Genomic DNA, 12,958 nt, shown 5'->3' on the forward strand with positions numbered 1-12,958 from the left:
CTTAGATACGCTTTTTTTATAGCCCTTGTTCTACTAACCAGTAATATCCATAACCTGCGATTAATGCAGGAATGGTTGAATAAACAGTGGCAAATAAAGCCGCTTTCGGAGCTAACGCAATGGCAGGAAACAGCGCGTCACCATCATTGCTTATTGCATTGGCAATTTGTGCAGATAAGGGAATGGCATTCTGCAAATATAAACCTGTCACCATGATTTGTGGGCCGCATCCAGGCAGTAATCCAATGACGGTCGCGAAGAATATAGTTGTACTCCCCCAATATTCTAGCGAGCTAAATAAATCGTCCCCAGCGAAATGCAGAATCAATTCAAAGAAAACAAACGCCACCACAACCCAGCTTGTGACAAATTGGGTGTCTTGCGCCACTTTGCGGATCCAGTGTTTTGGTAATAAGTTATCGTTTTCTTTTGCCAGTTCTGAGTAGCTGTCATTTTTAGCAGATAAAGCCCAAAGTAAAAGGCAGATAAAACCAGCAAGAGCACCAAAAGACTCGATTGATTCTTCTGGTAACATTAATAAAGCATTTACGTCGTATTGTGCTGCAACCAATAAAGCAATGATGCCGGCGGGTATGATGAGTAAACACCAGAACGCCACACTTATACGGCTTATCCAAATTTCAAAGTGACTTGGATTTTGTGGTGAACAGGTTGGCGCTTGAGCGGCCTTCTTTATGGATTCTGGCTTAGGTGAAGGCAGAAAAGCATCGACAATAAGGCCAGATATAATGCCGATTACTATGCTGATCGAAAGCACAATAATAGCGTCTTCAGGCCGCTGACTAATTAACAAAAATGCGGCGTCACCCATTGTGCTGGTGAGCACAGCAACCACCGCGCCGAAGCGAATTTTTCCTTGGGTGTATTGAGTGATTACAACGATCGCGCCACCACAACCGGGTAAAACGCCCATCAAGCCTGCAAAAATGATTTCACGATGACTCTTTTCCTGCATCCAGCTTTGTAGCTTGGATGTGTTTAGGTTATGACTCACGCCGTAATACAAGGCTAATGTCAGTGCGACAAAAGCGGAGACTTGTAAGAATGCCTCCGCTAATAGAGTGTAAATAATGTCTTTAAACTCAGGGATAAGCCAAAGAGCGGCTAGCGCAATAGGAATAAACATACGTTTGTTAAAAAGCGCTTTGCTAGTTGTGACTGTTTTTAGCGAGTCAGTGGGCTCGGGTGATGTTTGCATACGATAAACCAATATTTTATATAATAATGATTATCGTTTATATCCTTTCGTTTGTGCAAGAATTGATATGTAATCGTTGTGTAGTTTTATCAATGTAGGACTCAATTGAAGAAATATAAGATGGGTTGTCTATGTGAAAGCGTCAGAAGTTTCTTTGAAAAAGGAATTAATGTGCATGCACAACAGTGATGCTTTCAAAATAAGAAGCTTTAATGTTATCTGGTAACAGGAAAACTAAAAAAATAATATGAACTGTTTAAAAGGATATATTTTATGATCAAGTTAACATCACTCGGTGCTTTGATTTTGTCGGCGTCTTTCTCTTTAAGTGCTGCTGACAGTATGGTGAAAATGCAAAGTGCCCACTCCGTTCAAGAAACAGCCGATCGATTTGCTGAGATTGCTGAATCTAAAGGCCTGAATATTTTTGCCCGTATCGATCATCAGAAAAATGCAGAAGCTGTTGATCTAGATCTTAGACCGACTCAATTAATCATCTTTGGTAACCCGAAAGTCGGCACGTTGTTAATGCAGTGTGAGCAATCTATGGGCTTGGATTTGCCTTTAAAAGTCTTAGTAACGGAAGATGAGAAGCAACAAGTATGGTTGTCTTATTATGATCCTATGTACCTTAAAGATGTCCATAATATGGAAGGCTGTGGCAAAGTGATTGAGAAAGTGTCGGGTGTTTTATCGGTGTTATCTTCCGCTTCTGACTCTAAATAGAAAGTGCTCAAAATGAAAATATTTGGCCTATCTTGTTTGTTGTTTTTCATGACGACCTTTGCCTTTGCTTCTGACACTGTGCATAACTCATTAGATTACGCACAAGTTCAATATGTTAAAGCAACACAAAGCGCGAACGGCACTTGGTGTTTTAATACTCAAGTACGCCATAACGATGAAGGTTGGGAGCATTATGCGGACGCTTGGCAAGTTGTTGACTCAAAAGGCGATGTGTTAGCTGAGAGAGTATTGTTTCATCCTCATGATAACGAGCAGCCATTTACTCGCAGTGTTTGTGGCGTAAACATTCCAAGTGATAATAACTTGGTTACCGTCAGAGCAAAATGCAATCTGCATGGCTTTGGCGGCCAAACTGTGACGATTGATTTGGCTCGCTCTGAAGGTAAAAACTACTCGGTAGTTCGATAGTAACTTTTTGATTTGTGTTTTGGAGTATTGCATGGGATTTATTGTACCGAAGCAGGAAGGTGCCTCTTTACCTGTAGAGGGCTCTCAAGACGTTTTTCCAGTAGGAAGAGTGTATTGTGTTGGCCGTAATTATGCGGAGCATTCCAGAGAAATGGGCGACGATCCAGATAGAGATCCGCCATTCTTTTTTGCGAAAGACGCTTCTTGTGTTGTACCTGTTGGTTTCTCAGAAAAAGCTTCGATTTCTTACCCTATGGCGACATCGCAATTTGACTATGAAGTTGAGCTTGTTGTGGCCATCGGAAAGGGCGGACGCTGTTTGTCCATAGAAGAAGCTCGTGAGTCTATTTTAGGTTATGCGGTAGGCTTGGACATGACTCGTCGTGACCTTCAAGGGCAAGCGAAGAAGAAAGGCCGCCCATGGGAAGTTGGTAAGTCTTTCGATGAATCAGCGCCTATCAGTCCGATTGTGCTAAAAAGTGACTCACTGATTGCTCAGGTTGAACGAGCGGAAATCGGTTTAAAGGTGAATGGCGAATTGAAGCAAATTAGCCATGTTTCTAACTTAACTTGGTCGATTGAAGAAGTTATTTGCAAATTGTCAGAAGTGTTTGAACTACGAGCTGGTGACTTGATCATGACTGGAACCCCAGAAAACGTCGGCGCTGTTGTTTCCGGTGACGAAATGCTTGCTTGGGTGGAGCACCTTGGCGAAATTAAAGTAGGCGTTACTGATTAAACTCAATAAATCTGTCTCTCAGTGCTTCTGCAGAAGGGTGATCTCTTTCGTCTAATAAATAGATCGCCACTTCTGCCGTACATAAGCCGATGCTTTTTTGATTACGTCGCTTAATGTAGATAGATTTCACGTCTTGTATTTCTTTATGTGGAAAAGCGTGTAAATAGGGAGATCTGTTGTAGATCTTTCTTGCCTGTTGCCAAGTTCCATCAATGATAATGATGTTTTCTATTTTCGATGCTTCACCATCAAAGCTCGTTGCTTGATCATTTTCATTAGGGTAAATGAGTACCGTATTGTTTGGTGGTAGCGTTAAAATCGACTCACTTGGTGTGACTCTTGACCAAGGGATAATCTCACAATATTCACCTAATGTTTCTTTGATTAGCTTTCCTGTTCCTGTGGTTTTCTTCAGCTCTTCTGTATGCGTTAATAGCCAGAACTTCATGTGATTTTTACCTTACGAGCACTACTGTAGCGAGCCATGTTAATGGCTTTCCTTGTTTAAGGGAAATCGACGATTCTTTATAATGACTGTTTAGCTAGTCCCTGCGTATTTCACTGAGGAGCTTTTTTGTTACCTATTCTTTATTCATTCAGACGATGCCCTTATGCAATAAGAGCGCGATACACGATTGCCACTTTGGGTGTTCCTGTTTCTCTGCGAGAGGTTGTCTTAAAAGCCAAACCAGAGTCTTTATTAGCATTGGGTGGGCGATCAAGTGTGCCTCAGTTAATCGACACAGATGGCACTCGATACCCAGAAAGTCTGGATATTATTTATTGGGCATTGTCTCAGATAAGTGATCAACCTAGAGCGGATTCTCTTTGGCCTTCTTCTGCCATTCAGCAAAATAAAATGCGAGCTTGGATTACTTACAATGATCGTTTTTTTAAGCATTGGCTAGATCGCTACAAATATGCTGACCGACACCTTGAGCACACGGAAGAATATTATCGGCAAAGAGGTGAAGTTTTTCTAAAGCGACTGGAAAAGCGTTTGGCTAAGAATACCTATTTATTTGGGGAAACGATGACGTTGGCAGATATTGCTATTTTTCCGTTTATTCGTCAGTTTGCTGGCGTGAATTCTACGTGGTTTGAGGCTTCCGAATATAAAAAGGTAAGAGAATGGCTAACCGGTTTTTTGGATTCTGAGCTGTTTCAAATGGTTATGACGAAGTTTCCCAAATGGGAAGAAGGTGAGGAAAGTCCACTATTTCCCATGAAGTCGTCATTATCATAAAAAAGCCAAGTACTTTCATTGAAAATACTTGGCTTTATGGATGCTTTACTTTTAGGAGGGATTAATCAAATAACCCAAAGCTGATCCAGTACAAGAAGCTCGGATCGGCATCGCTAGGTAATTTTAATGGTATGAAGTTTCCTTCTTCATCAACATAAGAAGATGCAGGGAAACTTTGCTTTAATACTGCTAAATTGGTTTCAGCCAGTTCAGTTTTCCCTAAATCATTATACGCTTGCACGCTCACTGCCAATGCGCCTTCGACAGAGCGAGTGCTTGGGTAGTTCTGTACCACTTCTTGGCTGCGGCGAAGCGCTGAAAGAGGCGCTTTTCTTTTCAGGTAATAATGCGCAACGGTTAACTCATGACGAGAAACCATTTCTCGCAAGTAATACATACGAGCTTTGGCGTCTGGCGCATAGCTGCTGTTAGGGAAACGTGCAGTAAAATCAGCTAATTCACTGAAGGCTTTAGAAAGCTCTTTTGAATCCCGCTCACTTGGGTCTAAATCCAGAAAACGAGACAGTAAACTTTCCGCTCCATTGTATGTTGATAACGCACGCATGTAGTAGGCGTAGTCAATAGAGTCATGGTCAGGGTGGTTCTTTATGAAACGATCCGCTGTCGCATGAGCCGCGATATTTTCATTCGCTTCTATTTGCGCGTATATCAGGTCTAATTCAGCGCGTACACTGAACTCACCAAATGGATAGCGTGAATCCAAATCCTTGAGGTGTTTTATAGCGGTTGAAGGTAAGTTGTCTTCTAAAGCTTGTTGTGCTTTTTCATAGTAAACACGCTCAGGTAGGTCGGGTTCTTGTACCTGTTTGCTTGAACAAGCCACAATCAATAAAGAAAAACTAACTATTCCAGAGAATCGGAGCAACGAGTGATGAAATCCCATGTATAATCAAAACCTTGATATGGTGGTAGATAAGCCTAAATCGGCATTTTGTAGCGTTATATTGCGAAAGATGATGAAGTGCAAGCGCTACACGTTTTTTCACTTTCAGACTCAATGATAAAATTAATGAGCTGAAAACAACAGACATAAGTACATTGTATGGCAGAGCGAATAGTAAAAGAAGCCCAAGTCCCGTTTGATTTGGGTGGTAACCGATTTGATCAAGTCGCGACAGAATTGTTTAGCGATTATTCTCGTGCGCGAATTCAAAGTTGGATCAAAGAAGGCGTTTTAAAAGTAGATGGGAAAGAGACCAAACCGAAGGAAAAGCTTTTCGGTGGAGAGACCATTACGCTTGATATCCTGATCGAAGATCAAGAAGCCCATGAAGCGCAAGAGATGCCGCTGGATATCGTTTATGAAGATGACGACATCATCATAGTAAATAAACCAGCTGGTTTGGTTGTACATCCTGCGGTCGGTAACCGTGATGGCACCTTGATGAATGCTATTTTGCATCATGCTCCAGAAACAGCGCATATTCCACGCGCAGGTATTGTGCATCGCCTCGATAAAGAAACAACTGGCTTGATGGTTGTTGCGAAAACATTGGCGGCACAAACTGATTTGGTGTCTCAATTACAAGAGCGAAGCATGGGGCGTGAATACGAAGCGATTACTATCGGCGTGATGACTGGTGGTGGCGTGGTAGATGAACCAATTGGACGTCATCCTCATAATCGTCAGAAGCAAGCAGTCGAGCCAGTGCATGGCAAAGATGCTGTGACACATTATCGTCTGGTTGAGCGCTTTAAGAACCACACACATATTCGCTTGAAACTGGAAACTGGCCGTACTCACCAAATTCGTGTACACATGGCATTTATTCAATATCCATTGGTCGGTGATCCGCAATATGGCGGCCGCCTGAAAATGCCAAAAGCCTGTTCTGAAGAGTTACAGGAAGGATTGCGTAATTTCCGTCGCCAAGCTCTGCATGCGAAAAGATTAGAGCTGGCTCATCCTATTACGGGTGAATGGATGGAATGGGAAGTAGACTTGCCGGAAGATATGCAGCACTTATTAGGAGCGCTGAAAAAAGATATGGTAGAGTCTGGAAGTAACGACTCGGAATACTTCTGATAAACGGAAGGCAGCTTTAAGCTGCCTTTTTATTTGCCTTCAATTTCATTTATAGGAGGACACATGCCTTCTCATAATAAATCAGTTATTTGTGCTGATTGGCCAGCACCAGCGTCGGTTCAGGCCTATGTTTCTACACGATTGGGCGGGGTGAGTCATTCACCTTTTGATAGTTTAAATCTTGGTGCTCATGTTCAAGATGAAGCCAGCTCAGTGCAAAAAAATCGTGAGATCTTCGCATCTTATATTGATATGCCAGAGACAGTGACTTGGTTAAATCAAGTTCACGGCACGCGTACTGTTTCTTTACCTTGTGACAAATTACCAGAAAGTGCTGATGCTGCGTTTACGGATACAAAAGATCAAGTTTGTGCAGTTTTGACGGCAGATTGCTTGCCTGTCTTTTTCTGTAATGAATCTGGATCCAAAGTAGCTGTAGCACATGCTGGTTGGCGAGGGCTTTGTGACGGTATTTTAGAGTCAACTTTGGCATGCTTTGATGAGCAGGACAAAATTATGGCGTGGCTTGGCCCTGCTATTGGACCTGCGGCCTTTGAAGTGGGCGGTGAAGTGAAAGAAGCCTTTATGAAACAGCTTCCAGAGGCTGAGGCGGCATTTAAAGCGACTCAGAACGAAGGGAAATGGTTAGGCGATCTTTATTTGTTGGCAAAGCAAAGGTTGGCTGCCGCAGGTGTAACGGAAGTGTATGGCGGCGACTTTTGTACTTTTACTGATGAAGCTCTTTTTTATTCCTATCGACGTGAAGGAAAAACTGGCCGAATGGCGTCTGTTATATGGACTGATGGGACAAATTGCTAAGTATTTATTGATGGGTGTCAAAAAAATGACACCCGGATCTTGAAAAGCCATTTTTGGGAACTATTAAGTCTGTAATTACTTATTCCTTTAATTTTTACCCAGGATGTTCGTTATGCGTATAGATCGTCTTACTAGCAAATTGCAGTTGGCCCTTTCAGATGCTCAATCTGTTGCTCTTGGTCAGGACCACTCCTACATAGAATCTCTTCATCTAATGATTGCGCTGCTTGATCAACAAGGCGGTAGCACTCGTCCGATTTTACAACAAGCTGGAATCCCAGTTGCCAAGTTTCGTGAAAGTTTGAATGGTTTATTGGATCACTTGCCTAAGGTGAAAGACCATGACGGCAATGTTCAAATGTCCCCTGAATTGGGACGTTTATTAAACTTGGCAGATAAAGAAGCTCAAAAGCGCAAAGATCAATTTATTTCATCTGAACTGGTTGTGATGGCCATATTTGATGGTAAAGATGAATTGGCTAAAAGCCTCAAAGCGAGTGGCGTCACAAAGAATGACATCGCTGCTGTGATAGACACTATTCGTGGTGGCGAGTCTATTAACGACCCAGATTCAGAAGAAAATCGCCAAGCTTTAGATAAATACACCATTGATCTAACAGCGAGAGCAGCAGACGGTAAATTGGATCCAGTTATTGGGCGAGATGATGAGATTCGTCGCACAATTCAGGTATTACAGCGTCGTCGTAAAAATAACCCAGTGTTAATTGGTGAACCTGGTGTTGGTAAAACTGCGATTGTAGAAGGTTTGGCGCAGCGAATCATTAATGGTGAAGTGCCGGAAGGGCTGAAGAACAAACGTGTCTTGTCTCTTGATATGGGCGCTTTGATTGCTGGAGCCAAATATCGTGGCGAGTTTGAAGAGCGCTTAAAAGCTTTGCTAAATGAATTATCGAAACAGGAAGGACAAATTATCCTGTTTATCGATGAAATTCATACCATGGTCGGTGCTGGCAAATCAGAAGGTTCTATGGATGCGGGGAATATGTTGAAGCCTGCGCTTGCCCGAGGTGAGCTTCATTGTGTTGGTGCTACAACGCTAGACGAATACCGTCAGTTTATTGAGAAAGATGCGGCGCTAGAAAGACGCTTCCAGAAAGTCTTGGTAGAAGAGCCAAGTGTGTTGGATTCGATCGCTATTTTACGTGGTTTAAAAGAGCGTTATGAAATTCACCACGGTGTAGACATTACCGATTCTGCGATTATTTCAGCGGCTAAGTTGTCTCAGCGTTATATTACAGATCGACAATTGCCAGATAAGGCGATTGACCTGATTGACGAAGCTGCCAGTCGTATTCGTATGGAGATGGATTCTAAACCAGAAGATATGGACCGGTTAGAACGTCGCTTAATTCAGCTAAAAATTGAAAAAGAGGCTCTGAAAAAAGAAAAAGACAAAGCGTCTAAGTTACGTCTCGACGACCTTGATGCAGAAATCAATAATTTGCAAAAGCAGTTTTCTGATTTAGACGAAATATGGAGTGCTGAAAAGGCTGCTGTTCAAGGTGCTCAAAAGCTTAAAGAAGACCTAGATTCGGTTCGTCATGAAATGGAAGAAGCTCGTCGTAATGGTGATTTGGCGAAAATGTCTGAGCTTCAATATGGCGTAATTCCAATGCTGGAAGCGGAAATCGAAAAAGCTGGCCAGGAAGAAGAGCAAACAGAAACCAAGCTACTTAAAAGACGAGTTACAGAAGAAGAGGTTGCAACGGTTGTTTCGCGTTGGACCGGTATTCCAGTAGACAAAATGCTGGAAGGAGAGCGCGATAAACTTCTGCGTATGGAAGATGCTCTGCATGAATCTGTAATGGGACAGAATGAAGCCGTTTCAGCTGTTTCTAACGCGGTTAGACGCTCCCGTTCTGGTTTAGCTGATCCTAATCGACCAAATGGCTCTTTCCTTTTCTTGGGCCCTACAGGCGTTGGTAAGACAGAGTTATGTAAGTCGTTAGCCAAGTTCTTGTTTGACACAGAGCAAGCCATGGTTCGGGTCGATATGTCTGAATTTATGGAGAAGCACTCTGTCGCTCGTTTGATTGGTGCGCCTCCAGGTTATGTTGGTTATGAGGAAGGCGGTTTTTTGACGGAAGCGGTAAGAAGGCGTCCTTATTCGGTCTTGTTGCTTGATGAGATCGAAAAGGCGCATTCTGATGTCTTTAATATACTTTTACAGGTGTTGGATGATGGTCGATTAACAGATGGTCAAGGACGCACTGTAGACTTCAGTAATACTGTGATTGTGATGACGTCGAACTTAGGTTCGGATCTTATTCAAGAATATCAGTCTGATGATCAGTACGAGGAAATTAAATCAAAAGTGATGGATGTGGTCGCTATGCATTTCCGTCCAGAGTTTATTAACCGTATTGATGAAACGGTGGTTTTCCATCCTCTGATGAAGAATCAGATTAAAGGCATAGCGAGCATTCAGTTAGCACATTTGAATGAGAGGTTGGCTGAGATGGGAATGTCTTTAGAGTTAACAGAAGAAGCTTCAGAGCAACTAGTCGAAGTGGGTTATGATCCGATTTATGGCGCGCGTCCTTTGAAGCGAGCGATTCAAAAATGGATCGAGAATCCATTGGCGAATGAATTGTTGGCTGGCAACTTTATATCGGGTGACTTAATCAAAGTGGAAGTAGCGGATGAGCAATTAGTTTTTAACAAAGGCTAATTGATTATGCAGAGCAAAAAAAACTCTAGTCTCTTAAAAAGAGCTAGAGTTTTTTTATAAGTAAATTCTCTTTAATGATTAGATATCGATTGTTAAACCGATGAAGTAACCATCGTAATCAGTGTCAAGGAAGTTAGTTTCTTGATCGATAGAGCGGTAACCTGCTTCTAGACCAAGGATTGGGATAGGTTGGTATTGAAGTTTGAAAGATTGGTCAGAGATTGTGACATCATCAAAAGAAGAAATACTTTTAGACTCAGCTGCTAATGTAATGCCAGTGCCTGGAATGGCAAGAGAAGCGGCTAAGAAAAGCATAGGGACAGATTCGCTGTCTTCAGAAGAACCGACTGTCATGTCTAAATTACGGAATGTTAGACCACCTTCAAGGCTTGCCCATAATAACCCTACACCGTAATACCCCGTGAAATCTAAGTGGCTGATTTTTGTTCCAGAAGGGTCAGACTCGTAGTCCCAAGTGTCTACGCGAAGGTTTGGAATGAGTGGAATAGGGTGTTGAATTGCAAGGCTTGCGTAAGTTGCAGAACCGTCGCTACCATCAAAAATACCTGCCTCTGCATTAGCACCGATAAAATCGGCATGGGCGGCACTTGCTAGCAACACTGCTGATAAAGCAAAAGCGGATTTTATTGATTTCATAATTGGCACTCACAATTGTTAATTAACGTAAATTATTTGGCAATTATAGATGATCAGTGAGTAAAATCCAAAGAAATGAGAAATTATAGAAAAGTGTTTAGTAGGAAGAATTAGAATTGGCTGGGGTAGCTGGATTCGAACCAACGCATGACGGGATCAAAACCCGTTGCCTTACCGCTTGGCTATACCCCAATAATTCTGAACTTTCTGGTGGCTATGACTAGATTCGAACTAGTGACCCCATCATTATGAGTGATGTGCTCTAACCAACTGAGCTACATAGCCTAGTGCAGATATCGATGGCTGGGGTAGCTGGATTCGAACCAACGCATGACGGGATCAAAACCCGTTGCCTTACCGCTTGGCTATACCCCAATACTATCGATAATTATTGGTGGCTATGACTAGATTCGAACTAGTGACCCCATCATTATGAGTGATGTGCTCTAACCAACTGAGCTACATAGCCTTTGTCTGTGGCTGGGGTAGCTGGATTCGAACCAACGCATGACGGGATCAAAACCCGTTGCCTTACCGCTTGGCTATACCCCAACAGACAACACAAAGCAGTTAATTCAATTTGAACCACTGCCTCTGTGGCGCGATATTATTCATATAACCCGTTAATGGGTCAAGTGTTTTTCTAAAAATGTTTGTGATTGATTAAACATTAAAGCGGAAATGCATCACATCACCATCTTTTACTATGTATTCTTTCCCTTCTAGACGCCACTTTCCGGCTTCTTTAGCGCCGCTTTCGCCACGGTATTGAATGAAATCATCATAGCTGACAACTTCTGCACGGATAAAGCCCTTCTCAAAGTCCGTATGGATAACACCAGCGGCTTGTGGGCCTGTTGCGCCTTGTTTAACCGTCCATGCACGAACTTCCTTTACACCTGCTGTAAAGTAGGTCTGAAGGCCTAGGAGTTCGTATCCGGCACGAATCACACGATCCAGTCCTGGTTCTTCCATACCCATTTCATCTAGGAACTCTTTCATCTCATCAGCATCCAGTTCTGAGATTTCAGCTTCAAGCTGGTTGCAGATAGGTACAACCATTGCGCCTTCAGCGTCTGCAATTTCTTTAACTTGGTCTAGATAAGGGTTATTTTCGAAACCATCTTCAGATACATTGGCAATGTACATGGTTGGTTTGGTTGTTAATAGGTGAAGTGCTCGGACTTCTTTTTTCTGGTCGTCAGACATTTCCATAGAGCGTACAGGTAAACCATTTTCTAGATGCTCTTTAATGCTTTCTAAAAAGGCTTTGTGAGCAATGGCTTCTTTATTGCCACTTTTGGCATTTTTAGCTGTACGGAAGATTTGCTTATCAATGGATTCGATGTCTGCAAAAATCAGCTCAAGATTGATGACTTCAATGTCTGCCTTAGGGTTTACATGGTTAGCGACGTGAATGACGTTTTCATCTTCAAAGCAACGAACAACATGGGCAATGGCGTCTGTTTCACGAATGTTTGCTAAGAATTTGTTTCCAAGGCCTTCACCTTTCGATGCGCCTTCTACAAGACCGGCAATGTCGACAAATTCCATCGTAGTTGCCAGTACTTTTTCAGGCTTAACAATTTCTGCGAGCGCGTCGAGTCTTGGGTCTGGCATAGCAACGACACCGGCATTTGGCTCAATCGTACAGAATGGGAAGTTTTCTGCTCCAATACCTGCTTTTGTTAATGCATTGAAAAGAGTCGACTTACCAACGTTAGGTAAACCAACGATGCCGCAATTAAAGCCCATAATGAAATTCCTAAATATAATTTAATGATTATGCTTTGAAGCTGTGTAGTTGGTTCATTACAGGGTTTAAATCGCCCCGTACAATGTCATCTACATAGCGCAATGATTCGTTAATTGTTGTTTCAATTTTTGCGTACTCGTCGGGAGCCGCTTTTTTCAAAACGTAATTTGCAACTTGGCTTGCATGACCTGGATGGCCAATGCCTATTCTAAGACGAGCAAATTCTCTGTTGTTCGCTAATTTAGCAATAATGTCTTTTAAACCGTTATGACCGCCATGTCCACCGCCTTTCTTTAATTTAACCGTGCCGGGTGGAATGTCTAATTCGTCATGAACAACAAGAATTTCTTCAGGAAGGATTTTATAAAACTGGCAAACGGCTTGTACCGCTTTTCCGCTTAAATTCATATAGGTGGTGGGAATGAGTAAATAGCATTCTTCACCAGCTATAGAAACTTTACCGAATTGACCAAAAAACTTTTTCTCAATACGTAAAGAGCATTGGCTCTGTTGAGCCAATGCTTCAATCCATTGAGCGCCTGCATTGTGACGCGTGTTCTCGTATTCGCTGCCAGGGTTACCTAGGCCGACTAATAATTTGAAACTTGCCACAATGCTGCCTTCAATG

Annotated in this window: 13 protein-coding genes and 5 tRNA genes; 7 read left to right on the forward strand and 11 right to left on the reverse strand. The window is 42.5% G+C overall.

What is annotated here, in order from left to right; genetic code table 11:
• Nucleotides 1-16: 16 nt before the first annotated feature.
• A complete protein-coding gene (locus tag ACMUMQ_RS14565; protein ID WP_414682683.1) occupies nt 17-1,219 on the reverse strand; it encodes a putative manganese transporter in 1,203 nt (400 codons plus the stop codon).
• Nucleotides 1,220-1,492: 273 nt separating this feature from the next.
• On the opposite strand from ACMUMQ_RS14565, the gene ACMUMQ_RS14570 reads away from it, so the two are divergent.
• Genes ACMUMQ_RS14570 through ACMUMQ_RS14580 form a run of 3 tightly spaced genes read left to right on the forward strand, consistent with a single transcriptional unit; the run spans nt 1,493 to nt 3,113 of the window.
• Nucleotides 1,493-1,945, forward strand: a complete 453-nt coding sequence (locus ACMUMQ_RS14570; protein ID WP_414682684.1) for a DUF302 domain-containing protein — start codon at nt 1,493-1,495, stop codon at nt 1,943-1,945.
• A gap of 12 nt (nt 1,946-1,957) precedes the next feature.
• Nucleotides 1,958-2,374 (forward strand): hypothetical protein, encoded by a 417-nt coding sequence (locus tag ACMUMQ_RS14575; protein WP_414682685.1) that lies wholly within the window; start codon nt 1,958-1,960, stop codon nt 2,372-2,374.
• A gap of 31 nt (nt 2,375-2,405) precedes the next feature.
• Entirely contained in the window at nt 2,406-3,113 is a 708-nt protein-coding gene (locus ACMUMQ_RS14580; protein ID WP_414682686.1) for a fumarylacetoacetate hydrolase family protein, read from the forward strand.
• On the opposite strand, the gene ACMUMQ_RS14585 is transcribed toward ACMUMQ_RS14580, so the two are convergent.
• Entirely contained in the window at nt 3,103-3,561 is a 459-nt protein-coding gene (locus ACMUMQ_RS14585; protein WP_414682687.1) for a DTW domain-containing protein, read from the reverse strand. The two genes, ACMUMQ_RS14580 and ACMUMQ_RS14585, sit on opposite strands and share 11 nt — an antisense overlap.
• 126 nt (nt 3,562-3,687) lie before the next feature.
• On the opposite strand from ACMUMQ_RS14585, the gene ACMUMQ_RS14590 reads away from it, so the two are divergent.
• Complete coding sequence (locus tag ACMUMQ_RS14590; protein ID WP_414682688.1) at nt 3,688-4,359, forward strand: glutathione S-transferase; 672 nt, start codon at nt 3,688-3,690, stop codon at nt 4,357-4,359.
• A gap of 61 nt (nt 4,360-4,420) precedes the next feature.
• Here the strand turns inward: ACMUMQ_RS14590 and bamD are convergent, their stop codons facing one another.
• The gene (gene bamD / locus ACMUMQ_RS14595; RefSeq protein WP_414682689.1) at nt 4,421-5,263 is read right to left on the reverse strand and encodes an outer membrane protein assembly factor BamD; all 843 of its coding nucleotides are present in this window, start codon (nt 5,261-5,263) and stop codon (nt 4,421-4,423) included.
• Nucleotides 5,264-5,422: 159 nt separating this feature from the next.
• Between bamD and rluD the strand changes: the two genes are divergently transcribed.
• From rluD to clpB, 3 genes are all read left to right on the forward strand, one after another.
• Nucleotides 5,423-6,406: a 23S rRNA pseudouridine(1911/1915/1917) synthase RluD gene (gene rluD, locus ACMUMQ_RS14600; RefSeq protein ID WP_414682690.1), complete on the forward strand. Its 984-nt coding sequence runs from the start codon at nt 5,423-5,425 to the stop codon at nt 6,404-6,406.
• A gap of 63 nt (nt 6,407-6,469) precedes the next feature.
• Entirely contained in the window at nt 6,470-7,225 is a 756-nt protein-coding gene (gene pgeF, locus ACMUMQ_RS14605) for a peptidoglycan editing factor PgeF (protein ID WP_414682691.1), read from the forward strand.
• 112 nt (nt 7,226-7,337) lie between these two features.
• The gene (gene clpB, locus ACMUMQ_RS14610; protein ID WP_414682692.1) at nt 7,338-9,917 is read left to right on the forward strand and encodes an ATP-dependent chaperone ClpB; all 2,580 of its coding nucleotides are present in this window, start codon (nt 7,338-7,340) and stop codon (nt 9,915-9,917) included.
• Nucleotides 9,918-9,995: 78 nt separating this feature from the next.
• On the opposite strand, the gene ACMUMQ_RS14615 is transcribed toward clpB, so the two are convergent.
• From ACMUMQ_RS14615 to pth, 8 genes are all read right to left on the reverse strand, one after another.
• Nucleotides 9,996-10,574 (reverse strand): porin family protein, encoded by a 579-nt coding sequence (locus tag ACMUMQ_RS14615; RefSeq protein ID WP_414682693.1) that lies wholly within the window; start codon nt 10,572-10,574, stop codon nt 9,996-9,998.
• A gap of 117 nt (nt 10,575-10,691) precedes the next feature.
• A tRNA-Gln gene (locus ACMUMQ_RS14620) sits at nt 10,692-10,766 on the reverse strand.
• A gap of 16 nt (nt 10,767-10,782) precedes the next feature.
• Nucleotides 10,783-10,859: transfer RNA gene (locus ACMUMQ_RS14625), tRNA-Met, on the reverse strand.
• Between the two features lie 15 nt (nt 10,860-10,874).
• Nucleotides 10,875-10,949, reverse strand: a tRNA-Gln gene (locus ACMUMQ_RS14630).
• A gap of 17 nt (nt 10,950-10,966) precedes the next feature.
• Nucleotides 10,967-11,043: transfer RNA gene (locus tag ACMUMQ_RS14635), tRNA-Met, on the reverse strand.
• 8 nt (nt 11,044-11,051) lie between these two features.
• Nucleotides 11,052-11,126, reverse strand: a tRNA-Gln gene (locus ACMUMQ_RS14640).
• A gap of 111 nt (nt 11,127-11,237) precedes the next feature.
• The gene (ychF, locus tag ACMUMQ_RS14645; RefSeq protein ID WP_347984623.1) at nt 11,238-12,329 is read right to left on the reverse strand and encodes a redox-regulated ATPase YchF; all 1,092 of its coding nucleotides are present in this window, start codon (nt 12,327-12,329) and stop codon (nt 11,238-11,240) included.
• A 28-nt stretch (nt 12,330-12,357) separates the two neighbouring features.
• Nucleotides 12,358-12,942 carry an aminoacyl-tRNA hydrolase gene (gene pth / locus ACMUMQ_RS14650; protein WP_317002911.1) on the reverse strand — a complete coding sequence of 195 codons (585 nt, stop codon included), beginning with the start codon at nt 12,940-12,942 and terminating at the stop codon, nt 12,358-12,360.
• Nucleotides 12,943-12,958 lie beyond the last annotated feature (16 nt).

Origin of the sequence: Marinomonas algae, assembly GCF_047525555.1 — a bacterium.
Lineage (GTDB): Bacteria > Pseudomonadota > Gammaproteobacteria > Pseudomonadales > Marinomonadaceae > Marinomonas.